Genomic DNA, 23,556 nt, shown 5'->3' on the forward strand with positions numbered 1-23,556 from the left:
TGACGGAGGCAGATTGTCAAAAAACGATTGACCGGACCTGGGGTGCAGGAGCATCGGCGCGGGCGTGGGATGCCGGGCGTCAGCGCCGATCGCGCTGTGCCCGGCGCGCCACCACCAGGGCGAGCACACGAGCGGCGGCCTCGACCGGGTCCTCGTGTTCCCAGACCCGTACGGACGTCCAGCCGGCCGCCGTCAGGCGTTGGTCCGTGTCCCGATCCCGTCGACGGTTGGTCTCGATCTTCGTGCGCCAGAAGTCGGCGTTGCTCTTCGGCCATGTCGCGTGCACCGGACAGCCGTGCCAGAAGCATCCGTCCACGAAGACGGCGACCTTGGCCGGTCCGAACACGACATCGGCTTCCCGCCGGACGCCCTTCAAAGGTCTGCGGTGCACCCGATACCTCAGACCCGCAGCGTGCAGAGCCCGTCGCAAGGCGATTTCGACCTGCGTGTTCCGGCTCTTCTGCCGGCTCATTCGGGCTCGGGTCTCAGGAGTGGTTTCCACCGTCCGTCATGTCTTTTCGTCGTAGCGGGACCGTCGTCGAGGGCTCTTCCTTCCTTACGATCCGTGGCAGACGTCGTACACCCGCCCCGCTCCACACCAACACTCCGCCGCCCTCTCCGGCGGCCAAGCCACCGCCCGTCCCCTCGCCGCCAGTGTCGTCGCGTACTGGGGGAGGAGGGACGGGTCGTCCGGGGAGGTCGCCTCGGAGGCGGCGAAGGCCTCGTAGGAGGGGACCGTGCCCGTGACGATGCCGAGGTTGGGGGTGCCGGAAATGGAGAGTTCGCGGAGGGAGGACTCTATGGTCGAGAGGTGGGCGGAGTGGGAGGGGTACTCCGCGGAGAGGGTGGGGTAGGCCGAGAGGAGTTCGGTCAGTTCCGGGGCCGGCCAGTGGAGGACGGCGACCGGGAAGGGGCGGGACAGGGCCTCGCGGTAGGCGCCCAGTTCGGTGCGGAGGCGGGAGATCTCGGCCTTGAGCTCGGCGGGGTTGTCGGAGCCGAGGGACCAGACGCGCTTGGGGTCGTGCAGTTCGTCCAGGGTGACCGGGGCGGTGTGGAGGGTGTCGGCCAGGGTGTCCCAGTCGTCGTGCGGCAGGCCCCGCATGCGGCGGACGCGGTGGCGGCCGTAGAGCAGGGGGTGCAGGGGGAGCGGGGGCTCCGCGGAGTCCGGGAGCAGCAGTCGCGCGGCCTGCGTGAACGTCTCCTCCGCCGACTCCAGCTCGTCGTGCGACTCCAGGGACTCCGCGATGATCACCCAGGGGCCGGGGTCGCGCGGGGCCGTGGTGCGGATGCCCTCGATGATCGCCCTGGCCTCCGCCTCGTGGCCGTACTCCCAGAGGTTGGACGCCTTCAGGGCCCGTACCAGCGACGGGTTCTCCAGGGTGGCCGGGGTGGACAGCAGGCGGTCGTAGACGGTGGTGGCCGCGGGGCGGTCGCCGGACAGCTCCAGGTGGGCCGCCGCCCGCAGGAGCAGGGTCTCCGCGTCCTCCGGGTACAGGCCGGCGGTCCGCTCCAGGCGTGCCGCTTCGGCGGTGTGGTCGACATTCTCGGCAGGCGTGTCGGGGCGCATGGGGGACACCGTACTGCCGGGCGCCGACAAACGTGAGGGCGGTCCGGTGGGGGTGATCCCTGAGGGGGACACTCCGCATGTACCGGGCGCCCAGGGGCATAACCCGGGGCGCACCCCGGGCACACAGGACCACTCGCTATCTTCTGTGCGGACAGAGACATTCACGCGGACATCCGTCCGTGTGGACACCTGGACATGGGGTCGGGATGCGGGTGACGGGGGAGCTGGTCCACGCCGATCAGGAGGGGCTTCGAGCGGCCCGGGCGGAGGAGGAGGCCGGTGGCGCGCGTGCGCTGCCCCGGTACTGGCCGCTGCTGCTCGTCGGTGCCGCCGTCGTGCCGGGCACCCTTCTCTTTCTCGTCGGCCGGTGGGGGGACGCCCCGGCCGTGCAGGCGTGGCGGACGGTCGCTCTCGCGGTCACCGTGCAGGCGCTGCCGTTCCTGCTGCTCGGCACGGCGCTGTCCGGGGCGATCAACGCGTTCGTGCCCGAGCGGGTGTTCCGGCGCATGCTGCCCCGGCGGCCCGTGCTCGCCGTGCCGGTGGCGGGGGTGGCCGGGGTCGTGCTGCCCGGGTGCGAGTGCGCGTCCGTGCCGGTGGCCAACAGCCTGATCGGCCGGGGGGTCACCCCGGCCGCCGCGTTCGCCTTCCTGCTGTCCGCGCCGGCCATCAACCCCGTCGTCCTCACCGCCACGGCGATCGCCTTCCCCGGCGACCCGGCCATGGTGCTGGCCCGGCTGCTCGCCTCGCTCGCCACGGCCCTCGTCATGGGGTGGCTGTGGCTGCGGTTCGGCAGGAAGGAGTGGCTGCGGCCCGCCGTACGGCACGCCGGGCACCAGAGCGGGCACAGCCGCCTGGACGAGTTCCGGACCGGGTTCCAGCACGACTTCCTGCACGCCGGCGGGTTCCTCGTGCTCGGGGCGATGGCGGCCGCCACCTTCAACGTCGCCGTGCCGCGCTCCGTGCTCGCCGCCTTCACCGGGACGCCCTGGCTGTCCGTGCTCTTCCTGGCCGCCCTCGCCGTGCTGCTCGCCGTCTGCTCCGAGGCGGACGCCTTCCTCGCCGCCTCGCTGACCGGCTTCCCGCCGGTGGCGCGGCTGGCGTTCATGGTGGTGGGGCCGATGGTCGACCTGAAGCTGATCGCGCTCCAGGCGGGGACCTTCGGGCGGGCCTTCGCCGTACGGTTCTCCGCCGCCACCCTCGTCGTCGCCGTCGCGTGCAGCGCGCTGATCGGAGGTGCCCTCCTGTGAAGCGGACGCTCCAGTCGGGCCTGCTCGTCCTGTGCGGGCTCGGCCTGCTGCGCATCTCCCTCGCCGGCGACCTGTGCCTCCGCTACGTCAAGGAGAGCATGCGGCCCCTGCTCATCGCCTCCGGGTGCGTGCTGGTGCTGCTCGGGATCGTCGGCGCGGTCCTCGACCGGAAGCGGCACGAGCAGGAGTACGACGGCCATGGGCACGATCACTCCCGGGTGCCGCGCGTGGCCTGGCTGTTGCTGCTGCCCGCGGTGAGCCTGCTCTGCTACGCCCCGCCCGCCCTCGGCGCGTACACCGCCTCCCGGCAGCCACCCGAACCCGTCTCCCACCAGGGCGAGTTCGGGCCGTTGCCCGCCATCTCGCCGTTGCCCATGACCCTGTCCGACTTCACCAGCCGGGTCCGGCAGGACCGCGCGCGGGCCGTCAAGGGGCGCACGATCCTGATGACCGGCATCGTCACGCCGCACGGCAAGGGCGGCTGGGACCTGACGCGGATCATCATCAACTGCTGTGCGGCGGACGCCCAGTCGGTGAAGGTGCGGGTCTACGGCGGACCCGTGCCGCCCGCCGACACCTGGGTCACGGTCACCGGGACCTGGCACCCCGGCGGCACGCTGGGCACCGGTTCCGCGGCGGTCGCCCTCGACGCCCGTACGGTCCACAGGGTCCCCCGGCCCGTCAACGGCTACCAGGACGCCCTGCCGCTGCCCACCACCCGCACCCGGTGAACCCGGCACAGACTCTGGTGAGTTGAGGCTGCCCGGCCTACCATGCGGGCGGCTGCCGGTGGAGGTGGTGTGCGGAGGCGGACCGCGGCGGGAGTGCGGGTCGTCGGGCACGGGGACCTGCGCCGGCGTGCCCGGAGGCGGCGGGCCCTGAGGGGCGGGGGCGAACTGCTCGTCACCGTCGGGGCGCTGTTCCTGCTGCTGGTCGTGCGCCGGCTGTGGTGGACCGACCGCCCTTCACCACCTGCACGCCCGAGTTCACCTCGCGGTACCGGATGGTGGTGTGGGGGAAGCTGGTCTCGACGCGGTCCCGGTAGGGGCCGTCCCTCTTCCCCCCAGGCACTACTTGCGTTCCCGCAGCACCAGCACCCCGACCGCGCCCGTCAGCGCCAGGCCCGCCGAGACCAGGAGGGCCAGGTTCGTGCCGTGGGCGAGGTGGCCGCCGGAGGTGGCGAGGGCGATGGTGAGGGCGACGCCGACGCTGGAGCCGATGTAGCGCAGGGTCTGCTGGGCGCCGGAGCCCATGGCGGCGCGTTCGCGGGGGACGGAGTCGACGGCGAGGAGGGGGAGGGCGCCGTTGAGGAGGCCGCTGCCCACGCCGCCGATGATCAGGCCGGGGAGGAGACGGGTCCAGGAGCCGGAGCCGATGGCGCCGAGCATGGTCAGGACGGCGGCGGTGTGCAGGGCGAAGCCCAGGGCGAGTTGGACGCGCGGGGCGATGGGCAGGCGCTTGACCTGGAGAGCGACGGCGAAGCTCAGGCCGGACCAGAGCAGGAGCAGGCCGGCCGTGGCCGGCGGGGAGAGGTGCATGGTCTGCTGGACGACCGCGGGCAGGTAGCTGAAGACGGCGATCACCGCGAGGCCCGTGAACAGGCCGCCCGCCGAGGAGGCCAGGAAGCCGGGGCGGCGCAGCAGGCCCAGGTCGATCATCGGGGTGCCGGAGCGCCGTTCGACGGCCACGAAGAGGGCGATCAGCGCCACGGCCGCCGCCAGCAGCAGGCCCACCGGCGCGCGCAGCCAGCCGTCCCGGCCCAGGGTCAGCGCGGCGACCAGGGCGACCAGGGCCAGTCCGAAGGTCAGCGCGCCGGGTATGTCGGGGCGGCCGCCGCGCGGTGCGCGGGACTCGGCGAGGGTGCGGCTGCCGAGCGCGGCCAGGAGGAGGGCGGCCGCGCCGAGGACGCCGTAGCCGACGCGCCAGTTCGGGAGCGCGGACGCCACCAGGGGGCCCGCCGCGATGCCGCCGCTGACGAACGCGCCCCACACGCCGGTCGCGTGCAGCCGGCCGCGCGGGCTCGGGAAGGCATGCACGATCAGACCGAGGGCGCTGGCCAGCAGGGCGGCGCTGGCGGCGCCCTGGGCGATGCGGGCCAGGGTGAACTGCCAGGTCGACGTGGTCAGCGCGCCGAGCGCGGTGGTCAGGCCCAGGGCCAGGGTGCCGGCGAGGAAGATCCGGCGGCGGCCGTAGTCGTCCGCGAGGCTGCCGGCCACCAGGAGCAGGGCGGCGAGGCCCAGCGGGGTGCCGTTCAGGAGCCAGGCCTGGCCGGAGAGCGGGGTGTGCAGGGCGGCCGCCGTCTGGGGGAGCGTGACCATCGGGGCGGTGTAGTTCATCAGGGTCACGGCGGTCGCGGCGCTGACGAGGGCGAGGGTGGCGCGGGGGCGGGCGGGGGTGTCGGGCCCGGCGTGCGGCGCCTCCGCCGTGCGCGCCGTATGCGCCGTGCGAGTCCCGTGCACCCCATGTACCCCATGCACCTCATGCATCCCATGCACCCCGTGCGCCTCGCCCACTGCGGCGGAATCGAGCCCGGTCATGGCAAGTCCTCAGTTCGGTCATTGAACCTAGTTGTCCCGGCCACCGTAACACGGTCGGTTCGTTCACTGAACCTATCGTCGGAAAGTGGCTACAGTGGAGGCATGGCACTGGGCAAGGACTACGCGACACAGGAGTGCTCGATCGCCCGCGCGCTCGAAATCGTCGGCGAGCGCTGGACGCTGCTCGTCGTGCGGGACGCGCTCTACGGCGTACGGCGCTACAACGACTTCCTCGTCCACCTCGGCATCCCGCGCGCCGTCCTGGCCGCCCGCCTCCAGACGCTGACCGCGGAGGGCATCCTGGAGAAGCGCCGGTACCAGGAGTCGCCGCCCCGGGACGAGTACGTGCTCACCGAGCGCGGCATCGCGCTGTGGCCCACCCTGCGCGCCCTCGGGGCCTGGGGCCGCGACCACTTCGTCGACGGCCGGCTGCGCTACTTCCGGCATGCCGCGTGCGGCACCGAGATCGGGCCGTACGGCGAATGCGCCCTGTGCGGAACCGCGGTGCCGGTCTCCGACGTTGTCATGGAACCGGGCCCCGGGCTCGATCCGGACCCGGCGGACCCGGTCAGCCGCGCCCTGCTCAGGCCGAAGCGGCTGCTGGAACCGCTGGAGACCGAACAGGCATAATCGGCGGACACGGACGCCGGTCGGGGAAGGGGGGATGACGATGAGCCGCGGTCGGAGCCGTGCCGTCGGGTTCCTGCTGGCTCCCCTGTTCCTGCTGCTTCCCCTCGCGCTCCTCGACACCGGCGGCCTCACCACCGCCGTCGCGCTCGCCGCGACCGCCGCCGCGGGTTCCGCGCTCGCCCTGTGCACCCTGATCGCGGCCCGCTGCGTACCGGCCGTGCCGCGCACCCGTATCCGCACGGCGATACGCGACCGAGCCCGGCGTACGGCCTTCCTGCCCCAGCGCGATCCCGACGCGCCCGGCCGCCGCAGGCCCCGGGCGCCCGGACGGACCCTCCCGGCGACCACCGCGTAGGGCACTCCCCGTACTCCGTGTACTCCGTGACCCCGCGCGGGTCGTCCTGCCGACATCACCTCACCCGGCACGACGAGACCCCCGGAGGGCTCACCCATGTCCGTCTTCTCCGTGTTCGCACACCTGGTCGAGCGGCTCGCCGACCTGCTCGCACCGGTCTGCCACGGCGCCGCGACCGCCGCCGCGATCGTCCTGTTCACCGCGCTCGTACGACTCCTCGTCCACCCCCTCTCCCGGGCCGCCGCCCGGGGTCAGCGGGCGCGGGCCGCCCTCCAGCCGAGAATCGCCGAGCTGCGCGAGCGGCATGCCAAGGACCCCGAGCGGCTGCGGCGGGCGGTCCTCGAACTGCATACCGAGGAGAAGGTCTCGCCCCTGTCCGGCATCCTGCCGAGCCTGCTCCAGCTCCCCGCCTTCTTCCTGCTCTACCACCTGTTCTCCGGCACCTCGGGCAACGCGCTGCTCGCCCACCGGCTGTTCGCGGCGCCGCTCGGCGGACGATGGGCCGACGCGCTCGCCGGCGGAGGGGTGTTCGGCGGGGCCGGGGTGGTCTACCTGGGGCTCTTCGCGCTCGTCGCGGGCGTCGCCTTCTTCACTTACACGCGTACGAAGAAGCAGATGGCGCAGAACCCGGTCATGGCCGCCGCCGGTGGCGAGGAGCAGGTGCCGGGGCTCGGCGCGGTCGGCAAGGTGATGCCGTTCCTGTCCTTCCTCACGCTGGTCACCGTGGCCGTCGTACCGCTCGCCGCCGCGTTGTACGTCGTCACCAGCACGACGTGGAGCGCGGTGGAACGGGCCGCGCTGTACCGGCAGCCGTAGCCGGGGGAGCCGGAGTGACGGTCCAGTACGTGAACAGGGTCTTGCCGGGTGGACGGGGGAACCGGAGGATCATCCGGTCCTCCGACGGCCGCACACGTCGGCCGGGCGCCCGCGACCGAGGGAGATGGTGACCATGAAGCTGCTGCGAGTGGGGACGGCCGGGGCGGAGCGGCCCGCGCTGCTCGACGCCGACGGGACCCTGCGCGATCTGTCCACACTCGTGGACGACATCGACGGTGCGTTGCTCGCCGACGCGGCCGCGCTCGGCCGGGTGCGGGACGCGGCCGCGGCCGGTGAACTGCCCGCGCTGGACGCGGCGGGGCTGCGGATCGGGCCGCCGCTCGGGCGCATCGGGAAGATCGTGTGCATCGGGCTCAACTACCACGACCACGCGGCGGAGACCGGCGCCGAGCCGCCCGGCGAGCCGGTCGTCTTCTTCAAGGCGCCGGACACGGTGGTCGGGCCGAACGACACCGTGCTCGTGCCGCGCGGCTCCGCCAAGACCGACTGGGAGGTGGAGCTGGCCGTCGTCATCGGGCGCCCGGCGCGGTACCTGGAGTCGGCCGAGGAGGGGCTCGCGCACGTCGCCGGGTACGCGGTCGCGCACGACGTCTCCGAACGGGAGTTCCAGATCGAGCGCGGCGGGACGTGGGACAAGGGGAAGAACTGCGAGACGTTCAACCCGCTCGGGCCGTGGCTGGTGACGGCCGACGAGGTGCCGGACCCGCAGCGGCTGTCGTTGAGGCTGTGGGTCAACGGGGAGCTGAAGCAGGACGGCACGACCGCGGAGCAGATCTTTCCCGTGGGTGAAGTGGTGCGGTACGTCAGCCAGTTCATGACGCTCTACCCCGGCGACGTGATCAACACGGGCACGCCGGCGGGGGTGGCGCTGGGGCGGCCCGAGCCGAAACCGTATCTGCGGGCCGGGGACGTGGTGGAGCTGGAGGTCGAGGGACTCGGGCGGCAGCGGCAGGAGTTCAAGGACGCGTAGCCGCTCCGCCGGGAGCGCGGGGAGCTGCGACTTCGTCGTCGGGCGCGGGTGGTCCGCGCGCCCACGCGGCGGAGCCGCGGTCCGGTCCCGCGCCCCGGGGCGGGACCGGTCACCTCAACAGCAGGGCCAGCCTCCGCCATTGCTCCCTCGGAAGGGCGGCGCCGGGGTTCTCCGTCACCACCTGGAGGGCCACGTGGTCGGCGCCCGCCTGGTGGAAGGCGCGGATGCGCGAGCTGATCCGGTCGTCGGTGCCCCAGGCGAAGACCGCGTCGATGAGGCGGTCGCTGCCGCCGCCGGCGACGTCGTCCTCGCCGAAGCCGAGACGGAGGAAGTTGTTGGTGTAGTTGGGGAGTTCGAGGTAGCGGGCCAGGTAGGCGCGGGCGATGTCGCGGGCGCGGGTCGGGTCCGACTCCAGGACGACCTTGAACTCCGGGGCGAGCAGCGGCCCTTGGCCGAGGATCTCGCGGGCCTCGGCGGTGTGCTCGGGGGTGACGAGGTAGGGGATGGCGCCGGCCGCGCGGTGGCCGGCCAGGGTCAGCATCTTGGGGCCGAGCGCGGCGAGGACGCGGCGGCCGGCCGGGACGCCCGCCTTGTCCAGCTCGTCGAGGTAGTCGACCATCGCGGAGTACGGCCGGTGGTAGCCCTCCACCCGGGGGCCGTGACTCACACCGAGGCCCAGCAGGAAACGGCCGGGGTGCGAGGACTCCAGCCGGGCGAAGTCGGCCGCGGTCGTGGCGGCGTCCCGCTGCCACACGCTCTGGATGCTGGTGCCGACGGTGATGTGGCGGGTGATCCCGATGAGCGGGGCGGCGTTCTCGGCGGTGCTGTTGCCGCCGAGCCAGATGGCGCCGAAGTCGAGTTCCTCCAGCTCGGCGGCGGCGTCCTCCTGCTCGCCGCGGCGGGCGGGGTCCTCCGCGCGCAGCCCGACGTCCCAGACGCCGTGCCGGCCGAGGCGCTCCTTCAGCGGTCCTGTGGTCTCACTCATGCGTGCGATCCTCCGGGTGGTGGGGCGGTGCTGCTGCGATCATCACGTCTGTGCCCACTGCCAACCGGAGGGCGGTCCCGCTGATTCCCCGGGTTCCCTCAGTCGGTTGATCCCCGGGTTCCGTCAGTCGGTCGAACGGCCGAGGAACTCCTCCAGCGCCGCGACCACCAGCCGGTGGTCCTCGATCTGGGGCAGGCCCGAGACGGTCACCGCGCCGATGACGCCCGCGTCGGCCACCCGGATCGGGAACGAGCCGCCGTGGGCCGCGTACTCGTCCGGGTCGAGGCGGGAGGAGTCCTCGAAGGTGGTGCCCTTGGCGCGGAAACGGGAGCCGACCAGGTAGGAGGAGGCGCCGTAGCGCTCGACGACCCGGCGCTTGCGGGAGATCCAGGCGTCGTTGTCCGGGGTGGAGCCGGGCAGCGCCGCGTGGAAGAGCTGCTGGCCGCCGCGGTGGATGTCGATGGCGACCGGAGCCCGGCGCTCGCGGGCCAGCTCGACCAGCAGGGAGCCGAGGGCCCAGGCGTCGTCGTACGTGAACCGGCGCAGGACCAGGCGGTCCTCCTGGGCCTCCAACTCCTCGATGGAGGGGGCGAGTCGCTGGTCCGTCATCGGAGGGTCACCGTCACCTTCTCCTGGGCGGACCTGCGGGCCGCCTCCAGTACGTCGAGGGCGGCGGCCGCCTCCAGGGCGGTCACCGGATTGGGTCCTGCGCCGACGAGGGCGGCGGCGACGGCGGCGTAGTAGGCGGGGTAGTCGCCGGGCAGGGTCTTCACCGGGGTGCCGCCGCCGGTCAGCGGGGACTCTCCGGCGCCGATGCGGCCGTACAGCGACTCGGGCTCGGCGCCCCACTTGGGCCCGGGGCGCAGGCCCTCGCGCAGGGCGGCCTCCTGGGGGTCGAGGCCGTACTTCACATAGCCCGCCTCGGAGCCCGACACGCTAAAGCGCGGGCCGAGTTGGGGGCTCGTCGCGGAGACGTGGAGGTGGGAGCGGACGCCGCTGGTGTGGGTGAGCGCGATGAAGGTGTCGTCGTCGGTCTCGGCACCCGGGCGGCGCACGTCCGTCTCGGCGTACACCGTGGCGGCCGGGCCGAACAGGACCAGGGCCTGGTCGACGACGTGGCTGCCGAGGTCGTAGAGCAGACCGCCGATCTCGGCAGGGTCGCCGGACTCGCGCCAGCCGCCCTTGGGCTTCGGGCGCCAGCGCTCGAAGCGGGACTCGAAACGGCGTACGTCACCGAGCGCGCCGTCCTTGAGGAGGGCGCGCAGGGTCAGGAAGTCGTTGTCCCAGCGGCGGTTCTGGAAGACCGACAGGAGCAGGCCGCGCTCCTCGGCGAGGGCGGCGAGGGCGCGGGCCTCGGCGGCGGTGCCGGCGACCGGCTTGTCCACGACCACGGGGAGGCCCGCTTCGAGGGCCGCGGTGGCGAGCGGGACGTGCGTCCTGTTCGGGGAGGCGAGGACGACCAGGTCCAACTCGCCCGCGCGGGCAAGGAGTTCCTCGGCGGTCCGGGCGAGCGTCACGTCCGGGAAATCGTCGCGGGCCTGCCGCTGCCGCTCGGGGTTCGAGGTGACGACCGTGTCGAGGGCGAGGCCCTCGGTGGCGGCGATCAGGGGGGCGTGGAAGACGGAGCCGGCGAGGCCGTAGCCGATCAGGCCGACGCGGAGGGAGGTGCTCATGCCCCCCACTTTGGCAACGCTGTTGCCAAAGTGCAAGCGGCGGGGAGAATGGGCGTGTGAGCGAGGACAGGGTGAACAGTGGGCGGGCCGGAGCGAACCTGGGCGTGGTGCGCTCGCACAACAGCGCGCTGGTGCTGTCCCTGCTGCGCGGGGCCGGGGCGGACGGGATCAGCCGGCTGGAACTGGCCGAGCGGACGGGACTGACCCCGCAGGCCGTCAGCAAGATCACCGGTCGGCTGCGGGAGGCGGGGCTCGCGGCGGAGGCGGGACGGCGGGCGTCCACCGGGGGCAAGCCGCGGACGGTGCTGCGGCTGGTGCCGGAGGCGGGGCACGCGGTCGGGGTGCAGATGGACCGGGACGCGCTGCGGGTGGTGCTCGTACGACTGGACGGGGCCGTGGTGGGGGAGCGGCGGGAGGAGCTGGACCTCGGGGCGGGGGCGGAGGCCGTGCTCGGGGCGGTCGTGGCGGCGGTGCGGGAGACCGTCCGGTCGTGCCTGGGGCCCTTCGGGGAGCTCGCGGAGGCCGGGTCGCTGCTGGGGGTGGGGGTGGCGCTGCCGGGGCCGCTCGATCACGCGCGGGGAGTGCTGCACCGGATGACCGGTTTTCCGGGGTGGGACGGGTTTCCGCTGCGGGACGCGCTGCGGGAGCGGTTGGGGGTGCCGGTGGTCGTGGACAAGGACACGAACGCGGCGGCGGTGGGGCTCGCGGCGGGAGGTGAGGGCGGGTCCTTCGCGTATCTGCATCTCGGTACGGGGCTCGGCGCCGGGCTGGTGATCGGCGGGCGGGTGCACCGGGGGGCGCGGACCGGGGCGGGGGAGTTCGGGCATCAGGTCGTGCAGCTGGACGGTCCCCTCTGCGAGTGCGGGGACCGGGGGTGCCTGGAGGTGCTGTGCCTGTCCGCCGTGGCGCGGGGCGAGGTGGAGACGGCGGCGCGGGTGCTGGGGGTGGGGGCAGGGAACCTGGTGGGGCTGCTGGACATCGACCGGGTGCTGCTCGGGGGGCGGACGGTACTGGGGGATCCCCTGCCGTTCGTGCGGGGGGTGTCGGGCGTGCTGGACGCGCGGGCGCGGCGGGAGGGGCTGCGGGAGGGGGTCGCGGTGGGGGTGGTGCGGCAGGGGGAGCGGGTCGTCTCCGAGGGTGCGGCGGAGATGGTGCTGGGGGCGGGGGTGTTCGGGAGGGGGGAGGGGTGAGCGGTACGCCTGCCCGCGGTGGGCCCCGAAGGGCGCGGGGAACCGCGCGACAAGCCGTACGCGGCACGTGGCCGCGACGTACGGCCTGTCCGGCCAAGACCCCGCCGGACAGGCCCGCGCCCTGCGCCCGAGCGGTCCTCAGCGCTTGAGTGTGAAGGTGAAGTCGCCCGAGATCCTGCCGGTCAGGCGCACCGCCGAGACGAGTCTCCCCTCCGTGATCAGGCGCTCGACCTCGGCCCGTGACAGACCGCAACCGTCGGCGACGAGCCGTGCCGGTCGGACCGGGACGCGCGCCGCGAAGCGGACCGAGATGTCGATCACCTCGCGGTCGAGGTGATCCGATCCCCCGGTGTCGAGCCGCCAGGCGCCGTCCCAGTCGAGGGCGACGCGGTTACGGCGCCGCACGACCGCGTCCTGGAGCAGCTCGGCCGCCAGCGCGGGATCGTTGTCGTGCATCCGGTCCAGGAACGCGGGCCGTACGGAGCGCACGTTCGCCCGCTCCAGGATCGTCACCTTCGTGGTCTCCCCGCACCCGGTACACAGCGCGAGGAGCCAGGCGTCGAGGAGCTTGTGGTGGGCGTTGACGCGGAACTTGCCGTTCGCCCGGAACCGCTCGGACGCGCACGTGTGGCAGCGACGCACGACGAGTGGCAGGCAGGTGGGTATGACCACCCAGTTTGCGAGCACAGAAATACACCGTTTCCAGTGAGAAGACCGCAGCAGGAAGCAGCGCGGCGCACAGGTGCGACGCGCGACAGATCAGCGCTTGGGAGGTCTCACACGGTGTACAACGGCACGTCCTTGCCTGGGCGACTCGGTCCGGCGGCACGGTAGCGGCGCCCGGCGGCGCCGGGCCACCGGTTTTCGCCGCCTCATGGCCGACCCCGTCCGCCCTCATGGCCGACCCCGACGCGTCGCGAACGCCGAACCCGTATGCGGGTACTCATGCTGGTGGAGTTGCTCGTGGGAGAGGAGGTGCGGAGTGATGTCGCTGAAGGCGAGAGTGGTCGTCGGGGCGGTCGGGATCGGCCTGCTCTGTGTTCCGGGCGGCGGACCGGCCGTCGCGGCGGGGGGCGCGAGGGTCAGGTACTGCGGAGTCGATCCCGCTTCCGGGCTCGGCGTGCTCGCGGGCAAGCGGGTGGCCTGCGGCGTGGCCATGCGGGTCGCGGCCGCCTACACGAAGGTCTGGCACGGCTCGGCCGGGGCCGACGTGCACGCGGCCGGTTCCCGGTGGAAGTGCCGGGAGCGGCAGGGGGACCCCAACCCGTACCAGGCCTGCGTGGATGTCCGGGACCGCGGACGCGTGGTCACGCTGTCCTCCTGAACCGCGGCCACGGTTGCCTGCGCCCGTTCGCGGCCGGTGCCGTCGCGCTCCTCGCGTCCTCCGCCGCGGACCTGCTGCGCGGCATCGCCGACGGCGGCCACCCCGGCGCCGCCCAACGGCAGGCGAGGCAACGGGCCGAAAGCGTGCGCAACTCGACGGCCACGGAGGCCGAGCGCGTCTGCGCGGCCACCTCCTCCTGACCGGCCACCCCCTGGCTGATCGCCTGCTGACGGACCGTCTCCCGCCTGATCGCCTCCCGGCTGGGCCCTCCTGGCTGCCTCCTGGCCGGTCGCCTCCTGGCCGGTCGCCTGCTGGCCGACCGCCTCCCGGTTGACCCTCTCCCGGTCGGCTCTCTTCCGATTGGTCCTCGCGGTCGATGGCCTTTCGGCGGGACCCTTCCTGGCCCCGGCTGACCGTCTCCCGGCTGGCCCCCTCCTGGCTGCCCCTTGACCGGTCGGCTCCTGGCGGGCCGTCTCCCGGTCGGCCCTCTCCCGGTCCCCTCTCCCGGTTGGTCCTCGCGGTCGATGGCCTTTCGGCTGGCCCCTCCCTGGCCCCACTGACCGCCTCCCGACTGGCCGCCTCCCATCTGGCCCTCCCGGCCGATCGTCCCCCGCCTGCTCGCCTCCGCGTCCGCCGCCTCCGTCACCCCGTCCGCCGCCTTCGCCACCCCGTCCGCGGTTCGCCGACCGGTTCCCGACTGATCGCTCCCCCCCCACCGCTTCCCGGCCGACCGCTTCCCGGCTGGTCACCTCTGCCCGCCGCCCCGCCCCGCCCCGCCCCGCCGCCCCGCCCGTCGTCCCGTCCACCGGTCCGGCGGCCGGTCCCCGACTGATCCGCCGATCGAGGGGCGTCCCGGGCCGCCCCGGAGTGGCATCGCGCACCCGCGCCCCCGGCCCGGCATGGTCATGTGTCCATGCGACTGTGTACGTCCCTGTCCCCCGGCCGCATCGCCCTCCGCTCCCTCGGCCTCGCCGCGGCCGCCGCCCTCGTCCCCCTCCCGGCCCTCGCCCTCCCCGTGGCCGCCACCGGCACCACCCCCGCCCCCTCCTGCGGCTCCCCCGGCGAGCACACCTTCCCCCTCGCCACCCGGATCCGCGGCGGCCCCACCGAGTACCGGCCCGGCGGCGACCACAGCACCTGGTACATCGACCTCACCAACACCACCAGCCGCTCCTGCGTCGGCATCCACCCGGTCGTCGTCCTCGTCGACGACCGGCAGGTCCTGAGGGCGGAACAGGCCCGGCTGGACTTCCACGACGGCACCCGGGTCCGCCCGGTGACGTTCGAGAGCACCGACGAGAAGGAGCTGGTAGGCGTGTTGGACGCACCCGGATTCGGTGGTTTCGGTGTGCCGCCCGGCAAGACCGTCAGCGTGCGGGTCCGCCTAGCGCTCACCCACGACGCCGCCGTCCCCGACCAGGTCACCGCCCACGCCGCCGCCGTACAGCGCCGCGGCCGGGACGGCGACTGGGTCGGGGAGTCCAACGCCTACCGGTTTGGGGTCGGCACGGAGGTGTCCCCGGCTCCCGAGCAGTCCGCGGAGCAGGACCCGGACGCGGACCGGACCCCGGTCGCACAGGACCTGCCGGGTACGGGTACGGGCGCGGGCACCAGTACGGCACCGCGGCCACCGCAGGCCACCACCCCCACCGTGACCTCCCCCTCCGGCCCCCCGGCCACCGCCGCCCCCGACCCCTCCCTCCCCATCGCCCAGGACGCCCGGGAAGCCGGCGAACGCGCCCGCGAACTCGCCCGCACCGGCCCCGCCCTCACCCACGGCCTCCTCGCCGCCGCCGGAGTCCTGCTCTGCGTGGCGGGCGCCGCGTTCCTGCCGGCCCGCAGGCGTCGCTGACTTGAGGTGGCCCCACCCCCGTCTGCGACGATCCCTGCGTGGACTACCCGTATGAGCAGGCCCCAGGCGCCCCCGTCCGGTCCGGCATCCCCGAGCACGGCAGGATCCCGAAGTACTACGCGGTGAAGGCGAGGATCGCCGCGCTGCTGGAGCAGCTGGGGGAGGACAGCGTCATCCCGACCGAGCGGGATCTCGCCGAGCGGTACGACGTCGCCCGCGAGACCGTGCGCCAGGCGGTGCGGGAGCTGGTCCTGGAGGGGCGGCTGCGCAGGCGCGGGCGCGGGACCGTGGTGGCCGGGCCGAAGCTGGCCCAGCCGCTGTCCCTCGCGAGCTACACCGAGGGCGTGCGCCGCCAGGGCCGTACCCCCGGTCGTACCCTCGTCACCCTCGACCGCTTCCCCTGTCCGCAGCCGCTGGCCGCCGAGACCGGGCTGACGAAGGGCGAGCCCGTCTGGCACCTGGAGCGCGTGCTGCTCGCGGACGAGGAGCGGGTCGGCCTGGAGAGCACGTACGTCGCCGTCGAGCGAGTGCCCCGGCTGGACTCGGACTTCGACGCCGACTCCTCCTTCTACGGCTATCTCGCCGCCCAGGGCATCGGCTTCGGCGACGCCGACGAGCGCCTGGAGACCGTGCTCGCCACCCCCCGCGAGGCCCTGCTCATCGGCACCCCGCCCGCCCTGCCGATGCTGCTGATCCACCGGGTGTCCCGGGACACCGACGGCCGGCCGCTGGAGCGGGTGCGGTCGCTGTACCGGGGGGACCGGTTCTCCTTCACCGCCCACCTCCAGGGCTGAGGCACTCCAGGGCGTCCTTTTCGCCGCGAAGATCCGGAGACGCCCACCCCTCGTAGGTCACGTTAAGATAACGGGTCTAGTCCAAACGTGATGGGTAGTTCACACCCCCGTCGACCGGCGGACGTTTCCGGTTACCGGCCTCCGAGGAGCGTGGGCGTCGTGAGAGTGACAGTCGTCGGAGGCGGCGTGGTCGGCACCATGCACGCCTGGCAAGCAATCGAACGTGGCCACGAGGTCGTACAGATCGAGCGGGAGGCCGAGGCGCGCGGCGCCTCGCTGCGCAACTTCGGCCAGATCTGGGTCAGTGGCCGGGCCGGGGGAGAAGAGCTGGAGACCGCGCTGCGGGCGCGGGAACTGTGGGAGGGCATCGGCCGCCGGGTGGCCGGACTGGGCTTTCGCGCCAACGGCTCCCTGACCCCGGTGCGCACGGACCTGGAGCTGGCCGTCGCCGAGACCGCCGTGGCCCGCGCGGACGCCGCGGCCCGCGGCTACAAGCTGCTGACCCCGGGCGAGGCCCGCGCGGTCAACCCCGCCCTGCGCGGCGAGTTCATCGCCGCCCTGCACTGCGAGCGGGACGCCGCGGTCGAGCCGCGCACCGCGCAGCTCGCCCTGCGCGAGGAACTGCGCAAGTCCCCCGGCTACACCTTCCTGCCGGGCCGTGAGGTCCGCGAGGTGGTCGGCGCCGGAACCGTCCGGGACGACCACGGCGACGTGCACCACGCCGACACCGTCGTGCTGGCCACCGGCGCCTGGCTCGGCGGGCTGGTCCGCGAGCTGGCCGGCCCCGACCTGCCCGTGCGCCGGGTCCGGTTGCAGATGATGCAGACCGAACCGCTGGGCGAGGCGCTGCCGACCTCGGTCGCCGACGGCGACAGCTTCCGCTACTACCCGGCCTACGCCTCCCCGGCGCTGGACGCGCTCGACGCGGGCCAGCCGCAGCCGCGGACCGCGGCCGCGCACCGGATGCAGCTGCTCATGGTCCAGCGCGCCGACGGCGGCCTGACCATCGGCGACACGCACGAGTACGAGCACCCCTTCGCCTTCGACACCGTCGAGGAGCCCTACGAACACCTCACCGGTGTCGTGGAGGGCCTGCTGGGCCGGCCGCTGCCGCGCATCCGGCGCCGCTGGGCGGGCGTGTACGCGCAGTGCACCGACGCGACCCGCGTCGTACACCGCCAGCAGGTCGCTGACGGGGTATGGCTGGTCACCGGTCCCGGTGGCCGGGGCATGACCTGCTCCCCCGCGATAGCCGAGACCACCGCGAACGAACTGGGCTGGTGAGCACCCCGATGACCCACGCAGAGACCACCACCGACATCCGGCTCGTCGTCCTCGACATGGCCGGCACGACCGTCGCCGACGGCGGGCTCGTGGAGCGCGCCTTCGCCGTGGCCGCCGCCGAACTCGGCGTCCGGGAGGGCACGGCCGAGCACGCCGAGCACCTCGCCCACGTCCGGGCCACCATGGGCGAGTCCAAGATCTCCGTCTTCCGGCACCTGTTCGGGGACGAGGAGCGGGCCCGGCGCGGCAACGCCGCCTTCGAGAAGGCGTACGGCGAACTGGTCGACGGCGGCCTGATCGCCCCCGTCCCCGGCGCCCGCGAGGCCGTCGGGGAACTGCTCGCGAGCGGCCGTACCGTCGTGCTGACCACCGGCTTCGCCCGGACCACCCAGGACGCCATCCTCGCCGCCCTCGGCTGGCGGGACCTGGTCCCGCTCACCCTGTGCCCGGCCGACGCCGGCGGGCGCGGGCGGCCCTTCCCGGACATGGTCCTGGAGGCGTTCCTGCGCACCAAGGCCGCGGAGGACGTACGCCAGGTCGCCGTGGTCGGGGACACCTCGTACGACGTGCTCAGCGGGGTGCGCGCCGGGGCCGGCCTCGTCGTCGGGGTGCGTACCGGGGCCCACGGCGACGAGGAGTTCCGCGCCGCCGGTGCCACCCACGTCCTGGACTCGGTGGCCGGTCTGCCCGCCCTGCTCGCGGGAGCCCGGTGAGATGAGCATCCGCTTCGATTCCGTCACGGTCGCCTATGACGGCAATGTCGTCCTCGACGCCCTCGACCTGACCGTCGAGCCGGGCGAGGTCATGGCGCTCCTCGGGCCCTCCGGCTCCGGCAAGACCACCGCGCTGCGGGCGGTCGCCGGATTCGTCCGGCCCGCGTCCGGGCGGGTGCTCCTCGGCGGCCGGGACGTGACGGACCTGCCGCCGTACCGGCGGGGCATCGGGATGGTCGTCCAGCAGTACGCGCTCTTCCCGCACATGCGGGTCGACGAGAACGTGGCCTTCGGCCTCAGGGCGCGCGGGACGGCCAGGAGCGAGATACGCAGGCGGGTCGCCGAGGCACTGGAGATGACGGGCATGGCCGCCTACGCCCGCCGCCATCCGCGCGAGCTGTCCGGCGGACAGCAGCAGCGCGTCGCCATCGCCCGCGCCCTCGCCATCCGGCCCGGCGTACTGCTCCTCGACGAGCCGCTGTCCGCGCTCGACGCCCGGCTGCGCTCCGGGATGCTCGCCGAACTCGCCCGGCTGCACCGGGACCTGCCCGACGTCTCCATGCTGTACGTCACCCACGACCAGGTCGAGGCGCTGACCCTCGCGGACCGGATCGCGGTGATGGACAAGGCGCGGTTGCGGGCCTGCGGAACCCCGCGGGAGCTGTACCGGGCGCCGGCCGACGAGTTCACGGCGTCCTTCGTCGGCGGCGCGAACCTGCTGCCGGTGACGGTGGGTTCCGAGGGCGTCGAGTTCGCCGGTACCGAGGTGAAGGTCGACACGGCGGAGGCGGTCGCGGGGGCGCGGGCCACGCTGTGCGTCCGGCCGCATCTGGTCGGGCTCGGCGAGGGCCCCAACCAACTCACCGGTGTCGTCCGGGAGATCCAGTGGCGGGGGGCCACGCACCGGCTCTACGTCGAGGTCGGTGAGCACGATGTCGTGGCGGACGTAAGGGAGTCGAAGGACCCGCCGCGGCGGGGCGACGAGGTCACGCTGCACTTCGCGCCCGACGACGCGGTGCTGCTGCCCGCGGGGGTGAGTCATGGCTGAGGCCGTCCGGACGGCGCCGGCCGTGCGGGGAGAGGCGCGCCGCCCGCGGTCCTTCGGCGCCGTGGTGTGGGCCCTGCCCCCCGTCGCCCTCCTCGCCCTCTTCTTCCTCTACCCCCTCGCCCTGGTCGTCCAGCAGTCCTTCCAGCCGGACGGCGGCGGGACCTCGGTCCGGCCGTACGCCGACGTGTTCGCGTCGGAGGCGTTCCGGCGGGCGCTGTGGACCACCGTGTGGCTGGCTCCGGCCTCCACCGCCGGGTGTCTGGTCCTCGGGTTCCTGCTCGCGCTGGTGATCGCGTTCGTGCCGTTCCCCGGGGCCAGGGCGGTGGCGCGGTTCGTGGACGTGTTCCTGTCCTTCCCGTCCTTCCTGATCACGCTGGCCCTGCTGTTCATCTACGGCAGTGTCGGCATGGCCAACGGGGCGTGGACCGGCCTCACGGGCGCCGCGCAGGGGCCGTTCCAGTTCCTGAACACGCCCTGGGGCGTGCTGCTCGCGGAGATCACCTACTTCACGCCGTTCGTGATGCGCCCGCTGCTCGCCGCGTTCTCGCAGCTGGACACCGCCCAGCTGGAGGCGGCCAGTTCGCTGGGCGCGCGGGCGCCGCGGATCGTGCGGAAGGTGATCCTGCCGGAGGCGCTGCCCGCGCTCGCGGCGGGCGGCAGCCTCGTCCTGGTGCTCTGCCTCAACGAGTTCGGCATCGTGCTCTTCACCGGCGCCAAGGGCGTCACCACCCTGCCGATGCTGGTCTACGGCAAGGCGATCCTGGAGTCCGACTACCCGGGAGCCTGTGTGGTCGCCGTCGTCAACGTCCTCATCTCCGTGGGGCTCTACGGCCTCTACCGGGTGGTGAGCCGCCGTGCTGGTGCATAGCCGAGGGGCCAGGTGGGCCCTGTGGGCGGTGTTCCTCGTCCTCTTCCTGCCGCTGTTCGCGCTGCCGCTGCTCGTGGTGCTCGGCGCCTCCCTCGCCACCCACTGGTCCAGCGTCCTGCCCTCGGGCCTGACGCTCGCCAACTACCGCTCCGCGACCCGGGGCGAGGCCCTCCAGGCGCTCCTCACCAGCCTGCTCACGGCCGCCGGCGCCAGCCTGCTCGCGCTGACCGCGGGCACCTGGGCGGCGCTCGCCGGGGCGGCCCTGAAGAAGCGCGGCAAGCGGGTGCTGGACGCCCTGTTCATGCTGCCGGTCGCCGTGCCCTCGGTGGTGGTGGGCCTGTCGGTCCTGGTGGCCTTCTCCAAGCCGCCGCTGCTGCTCAACGGCACCCGGTGGATCGTGATCCTCGCGCACACCGTGCTGGTCACCGCCTTCGCCCACCAGTCCGTGTCGGCGGCGATCACCCGCCTCGACCCGGCCTACGAACAGGCCGCCGCCTCCCTCGGCGCCCGGCCCTCCTACGTGCTGTGGCGGGTACGGCTGCCCCTGCTGCTGCCGTCCCTCACCGCGGCCGCCGGCCTCTGCTTCGCCCTGTCCATGGGCGAGTTGAGCGCCACGATGATGCTCTATCCGCCGGACTGGACCCCGTTGCCCGTCCTGATCTACGCGGCCACCGACCGCGGCGCGCTGTTCAGCGGCTCCGCCGTCGCCGTGGTGCTGATGGCCGCGACCCTGCTCGTCCTGTTCACCGTCTCCCGGGTCCGCACCCGGGCGTCGTACCGCTGACCGCTCCCCCCCCCGATCGCCCCGAGAACGCCAGGAGTTCCTCTCGCCATGTCCAGAACCCGACTCTCGCTCGCCATAGCCGTCACCCTGCTCGCCGCCCCCGCGCTGTCCGCCTGTGGTTCCTCCTCCGCCGCCTCCGACGCCAAGGAGGTCACCGTCTACAGCGCGGACGGCCTCAAGGGCGAGAACGGCGACGGCTGGTACGACAAGGTCTTCGCGGACTTCACCAAGAAGACCGGTATCAAGGTCAAGTACGTCGAGGGCGGCTCCGGCGAGATGGTGCAGCGCGCCCTCCGCGAGAAGAGCAACCCGCAGGCCGACGTGCTGGTCACGCTGCCGCCGTTCATCCAGCAGGCCGACGCCAAGGGCCTGCTCCAGAAGTACGAGCCCGAGGGCTCCACCGCGGTCAGCGGGGCCGACAAGGCGCCCGACGGCACATGGACCTCCGTCGTCAACAACTACTTCGGCTTCGTCTACGACAAGAAGGAGCTGACGCGGGCGCCGAAGACCTGGGACGACCTGCTGGACGCGAAGTACAGGAACAAGCTCCAGTACTCCACCCCGGGCGTCGCCGGCGACGGTACGGCCGTGCTGATCCAGACCATGCACGACCTCGGCGGCAAGGACCAGGCCCTCGCCTACCTGAAGAAGCTCCAGGCCAACAACGTCGGCCCGTCCGCCTCCACCGGCAAGCTCGCGCCCAAGGTGGACAAGGGCGAGCTGCTCGTCGCCAACGGCGACGTCCAGATGAACTACGCCCAGTCCAAGAGCATGCCCAACCTGGGCATCTGGTTCCCGGCGGGCAAGGACGGCAAGCCCTCCACCTTCGCCCTGCCCTACGCGGCGGGCCTGGTCACCAAGGCGCCGCACAGCGCGAGCGGCAGGAAGCTGCTCGACTTCATGCTGTCGCGGCAGGCGCAGGCCGAGGTCAGCTCCATCGGGGGCGGGTTCTCCGCCCGCGAGGACGTCAAGGCCACGGACGCCAACGCCGTCGCCCTCACCAAGCTGATGGACGGCGTCCAGTTCTTCCAGCCGGACTGGAGCGACATCGACAAGAACCTGACGTCGTACGTCGAGGACTGGAAGTCGGCGACCGGAAGCTGATTGATTGACATCGCACTGCCCCCGGTCCGCACCGGGGGCGGTGCCATGCCGCCCTCTCCACCCGGAGGTTTCCGTGCCCCGTACACCGAAGGTGCTGGTCATAGGCCTGGACGGCGCGCTCCTCAGCCGTATCGAGGACGCCGGCGCGCCGCACCTGGCCGCGCTGATGGCCGCCGGGCTCACCGCGCCGAGCCGTATCGAGCCGCACGCGCCCACCCTGTCCGGGCCCGGATGGGCCACCATCCTCACCGGCGTGTGGCCCGACAAGCACCACGTGCGGGACAACACCTTCGGCGGCGGCAGATTCGCCGAGTACCCGGACTTCCTCAGCCGGGTCGCGACGGCCGCTCCCGGCCTGGACACCTGCGCGGTCACCTCCTGGGCCCCGCTCGCCGAGACCGTCTTCTCGGTGAAGGTCCGCACGCGGGTGGCCACGCCGCGCGCCGAGTACGACGCCGGTACGACGTCCCGGGTGATCGCCGAGCTGCGGGACGGGGCACCGGACGCCCTGTTCGTGCAGCTGGACGGCATCGACCACGCGGGCCACGAACACGGCGCCGCCTCGCGGCAGTACCTGGAGGCCATCCGCGGCGCGGACGCCCACGTCGGACAGATCGTGGCCGCGGTCGGGACGCGCCCCGCGGACGAGGACTGGCTGGTCATGGTCACCGCCGACCACGGCCACACCGACGCCGGCGGCCACGGCGGCCCCAGCCCCCAGGAGAGCCGGACCTTCCTGATCGCCGTCGGCGGCGGCCTCGCGCCCGGCTCGGTCCGCGACGACGTGCGGATGCCGGACGTCGCCGCCTGCGCCCTCGCCCATCTCGGCATCGCCCTCGACCCGGCCTGGGGCCTGGACGGCCGCCCCCTGCACACCCCTGCGGCTACCCGCTGACCGACGGGGTACGGATCGGCCACGGCTGACTAGGCTGGGGTGGTCGGTACGCCGTGGTTCCGGCGCCCCCGCTCGAAGATCCCACGCATGCCAGGAGACGCACAGCATGGCAGACCGCAGGCCGATCGAATCGTGGCTCACCGACATGGACGGCGTCCTGATCCACGAGGGCGTGCCGATCCCCGGTGCCGAGGACTTCCTGAAGAAGCTGCGCGACTCGGGGCGCCCCTTCCTCGTCCTCACCAACAACTCCATCTACACCGCCCGCGACCTGCACGCCCGGTTGCGCCGGATGGGCCTGGAGGTGCCGGTGCCGAACATCTGGACCTCGGCCCTCGCCACCGCCCAGTTCCTGAACGACCAGCGGCCCGGCGGCAGCGCCTACGTCATCGGCGAGGCCGGCCTGACCACCGCGCTGCACGACGTCGGCTACGTCCTCACCGACCACGAGCCCGACTTCGTGATCCTCGGCGAGACCCGCACCTACTCCTTCGAGGCCATGACCAAGGCCGTCCGGCTGATCAACGACGGCGCCCGGTTCATCGCCACCAACCCCGACAACGTGGGCCCCTCCACCGAGGGCGCCCTGCCCGCCACCGGCTCGGTCGCCGCCCTGATCACCGCCGCGACCGGCCGCAAGCCGTACTTCGTCGGCAAGCCCAACCCGCTGATGATGCGCGCGGGCCTGAACGCGATCGGCGCCCACTCCGAGACCTCCGCGATGATCGGCGACCGGATGGACACCGATGTGCTGGCGGGCCTGGAGGCCGGCATGCGCACCTTCCTGGTGCTCAGCGGGGTGACCCGGCCGGAGGACGTGGACCGGTATCCCTTCCGGCCCTCCGAGACCGTGGACTCGATCGCGGGTCTGGTCGATCTGATCTGAAACCCTGCCTCAC

At 73.4% G+C, this 23,556-nt stretch carries 25 protein-coding genes; 18 read left to right on the plus strand and 7 right to left on the minus strand.

Annotated elements, in window-relative coordinates:
* Nucleotides 1-79 precede the first annotated feature (79 nt).
* Both ACWDD7_RS20475 and ACWDD7_RS20480 read right to left on the minus strand, forming a co-directional pair.
* Nucleotides 80-472: a very short patch repair endonuclease gene (locus tag ACWDD7_RS20475; RefSeq protein WP_450458354.1), complete on the minus strand. Its 393-nt coding sequence runs from the start codon at nt 470-472 to the stop codon at nt 80-82.
* Between the two features lie 84 nt (nt 473-556).
* Nucleotides 557-1,567, minus strand: coding sequence for a hypothetical protein (locus ACWDD7_RS20480; RefSeq protein WP_450458355.1), 1,011 nt, complete (start codon nt 1,565-1,567; stop codon nt 557-559).
* A gap of 206 nt (nt 1,568-1,773) precedes the next feature.
* Between ACWDD7_RS20480 and ACWDD7_RS20485 the strand changes: the two genes are divergently transcribed.
* Both ACWDD7_RS20485 and ACWDD7_RS20490 read left to right on the plus strand, forming a co-directional pair.
* Nucleotides 1,774-2,814, plus strand: coding sequence for a permease (locus ACWDD7_RS20485; RefSeq protein ID WP_450458356.1), 1,041 nt, complete (start codon nt 1,774-1,776; stop codon nt 2,812-2,814).
* Complete coding sequence (locus ACWDD7_RS20490; RefSeq protein WP_450458357.1) at nt 2,811-3,545, plus strand: TIGR03943 family putative permease subunit; 735 nt, start codon at nt 2,811-2,813, stop codon at nt 3,543-3,545. The genes ACWDD7_RS20485 and ACWDD7_RS20490 overlap by 4 nt, the downstream gene beginning before the upstream one ends.
* Before the next feature lie 339 nt (nt 3,546-3,884).
* Here the strand turns inward: ACWDD7_RS20490 and ACWDD7_RS20495 are convergent, their stop codons facing one another.
* Nucleotides 3,885-5,273: an MFS transporter gene (locus tag ACWDD7_RS20495; RefSeq protein WP_450458358.1), complete on the minus strand. Its 1,389-nt coding sequence runs from the start codon at nt 5,271-5,273 to the stop codon at nt 3,885-3,887.
* Nucleotides 5,274-5,453: 180 nt separating this feature from the next.
* Here ACWDD7_RS20495 and ACWDD7_RS20500 point away from each other — a divergent pair, with 180 nt between their 5' ends.
* From ACWDD7_RS20500 to ACWDD7_RS20515, 4 genes are all read left to right on the plus strand, one after another.
* Nucleotides 5,454-5,981 (plus strand): winged helix-turn-helix transcriptional regulator, encoded by a 528-nt coding sequence (locus ACWDD7_RS20500; protein ID WP_351871385.1) that lies wholly within the window; start codon nt 5,454-5,456, stop codon nt 5,979-5,981.
* A 34-nt stretch (nt 5,982-6,015) separates the two neighbouring features.
* A complete protein-coding gene (locus ACWDD7_RS20505) occupies nt 6,016-6,336 on the plus strand; it encodes a DUF6412 domain-containing protein (RefSeq protein ID WP_450458359.1) in 321 nt (106 codons plus the stop codon).
* Between the two features lie 96 nt (nt 6,337-6,432).
* The gene (locus ACWDD7_RS20510) at nt 6,433-7,152 is read left to right on the plus strand and encodes a YidC/Oxa1 family membrane protein insertase (protein ID WP_450458360.1); all 720 of its coding nucleotides are present in this window, start codon (nt 6,433-6,435) and stop codon (nt 7,150-7,152) included.
* A 133-nt stretch (nt 7,153-7,285) separates the two neighbouring features.
* The gene (locus ACWDD7_RS20515) at nt 7,286-8,143 is read left to right on the plus strand and encodes a fumarylacetoacetate hydrolase family protein (RefSeq protein ID WP_450458361.1); all 858 of its coding nucleotides are present in this window, start codon (nt 7,286-7,288) and stop codon (nt 8,141-8,143) included.
* Nucleotides 8,144-8,252: 109 nt separating this feature from the next.
* Here the strand turns inward: ACWDD7_RS20515 and ACWDD7_RS20520 are convergent, their stop codons facing one another.
* From ACWDD7_RS20520 to ACWDD7_RS20530, 3 genes are all read right to left on the minus strand, one after another.
* Nucleotides 8,253-9,128: an LLM class F420-dependent oxidoreductase gene (locus ACWDD7_RS20520; protein WP_450458362.1), complete on the minus strand. Its 876-nt coding sequence runs from the start codon at nt 9,126-9,128 to the stop codon at nt 8,253-8,255.
* 123 nt (nt 9,129-9,251) lie between these two features.
* Nucleotides 9,252-9,737, minus strand: a complete 486-nt coding sequence (locus ACWDD7_RS20525) for a heme-degrading domain-containing protein (protein WP_450458363.1) — start codon at nt 9,735-9,737, stop codon at nt 9,252-9,254.
* On the minus strand, nt 9,734-10,801 hold the full coding sequence (locus ACWDD7_RS20530; protein WP_450458365.1) for a Gfo/Idh/MocA family protein: 1,068 nt from the start codon (nt 10,799-10,801) through the stop codon (nt 9,734-9,736). The genes ACWDD7_RS20525 and ACWDD7_RS20530 overlap by 4 nt, the downstream gene beginning before the upstream one ends.
* Nucleotides 10,802-10,857: 56 nt before the next feature.
* Between ACWDD7_RS20530 and ACWDD7_RS20535 the strand changes: the two genes are divergently transcribed.
* Nucleotides 10,858-11,991 (plus strand): ROK family transcriptional regulator, encoded by a 1,134-nt coding sequence (locus ACWDD7_RS20535; protein WP_450458366.1) that lies wholly within the window; start codon nt 10,858-10,860, stop codon nt 11,989-11,991.
* 138 nt (nt 11,992-12,129) lie between these two features.
* Here the strand turns inward: ACWDD7_RS20535 and ACWDD7_RS20540 are convergent, their stop codons facing one another.
* Nucleotides 12,130-12,678 (minus strand): DUF1062 domain-containing protein, encoded by a 549-nt coding sequence (locus ACWDD7_RS20540; RefSeq protein ID WP_450458367.1) that lies wholly within the window; start codon nt 12,676-12,678, stop codon nt 12,130-12,132.
* Nucleotides 12,679-12,976: 298 nt separating this feature from the next.
* Between ACWDD7_RS20540 and ACWDD7_RS20545 the strand changes: the two genes are divergently transcribed.
* From ACWDD7_RS20545 to ACWDD7_RS20595, 11 genes are all read left to right on the plus strand, one after another.
* On the plus strand, nt 12,977-13,315 hold the full coding sequence (locus ACWDD7_RS20545; protein WP_450458368.1) for a hypothetical protein: 339 nt from the start codon (nt 12,977-12,979) through the stop codon (nt 13,313-13,315).
* Between the two features lie 913 nt (nt 13,316-14,228).
* Nucleotides 14,229-15,167 (plus strand): hypothetical protein, encoded by a 939-nt coding sequence (locus ACWDD7_RS20550; RefSeq protein ID WP_450458369.1) that lies wholly within the window; start codon nt 14,229-14,231, stop codon nt 15,165-15,167.
* Nucleotides 15,168-15,205: 38 nt separating this feature from the next.
* On the plus strand, nt 15,206-15,961 hold the full coding sequence (locus ACWDD7_RS20555; protein WP_351871412.1) for a GntR family transcriptional regulator: 756 nt from the start codon (nt 15,206-15,208) through the stop codon (nt 15,959-15,961).
* A 159-nt stretch (nt 15,962-16,120) separates the two neighbouring features.
* Complete coding sequence (locus tag ACWDD7_RS20560; protein WP_450458370.1) at nt 16,121-17,245, plus strand: TIGR03364 family FAD-dependent oxidoreductase; 1,125 nt, start codon at nt 16,121-16,123, stop codon at nt 17,243-17,245.
* An 8-nt stretch (nt 17,246-17,253) separates the two neighbouring features.
* A complete protein-coding gene (locus tag ACWDD7_RS20565) occupies nt 17,254-17,958 on the plus strand; it encodes a phosphonatase-like hydrolase (RefSeq protein WP_450458371.1) in 705 nt (234 codons plus the stop codon).
* Nucleotide 17,959: 1 nt separating this feature from the next.
* The gene (locus ACWDD7_RS20570) at nt 17,960-19,006 is read left to right on the plus strand and encodes an ABC transporter ATP-binding protein (protein WP_450458372.1); all 1,047 of its coding nucleotides are present in this window, start codon (nt 17,960-17,962) and stop codon (nt 19,004-19,006) included.
* Entirely contained in the window at nt 18,999-19,874 is an 876-nt protein-coding gene (locus tag ACWDD7_RS20575; protein ID WP_351871423.1) for a 2-aminoethylphosphonate ABC transporter permease subunit, read from the plus strand. The genes ACWDD7_RS20570 and ACWDD7_RS20575 overlap by 8 nt, the downstream gene beginning before the upstream one ends.
* Entirely contained in the window at nt 19,861-20,658 is a 798-nt protein-coding gene (locus ACWDD7_RS20580) for an ABC transporter permease (RefSeq protein WP_450458373.1), read from the plus strand. Before ACWDD7_RS20575 ends, ACWDD7_RS20580 begins: the two co-directional genes overlap by 14 nt.
* 48 nt (nt 20,659-20,706) lie before the next feature.
* Nucleotides 20,707-21,762, plus strand: a complete 1,056-nt coding sequence (locus tag ACWDD7_RS20585; protein WP_351871429.1) for a 2-aminoethylphosphonate ABC transporter substrate-binding protein — start codon at nt 20,707-20,709, stop codon at nt 21,760-21,762.
* Nucleotides 21,763-21,835: 73 nt separating this feature from the next.
* On the plus strand, nt 21,836-22,657 hold the full coding sequence (locus tag ACWDD7_RS20590; protein ID WP_450458374.1) for an alkaline phosphatase family protein: 822 nt from the start codon (nt 21,836-21,838) through the stop codon (nt 22,655-22,657).
* A gap of 106 nt (nt 22,658-22,763) precedes the next feature.
* Nucleotides 22,764-23,543 (plus strand): HAD-IIA family hydrolase, encoded by a 780-nt coding sequence (locus ACWDD7_RS20595; protein WP_351871434.1) that lies wholly within the window; start codon nt 22,764-22,766, stop codon nt 23,541-23,543.
* Nucleotides 23,544-23,556: the final 13 nt, after the last annotated feature.

This window comes from Streptomyces sp. NPDC001056 (assembly GCF_053598955.1).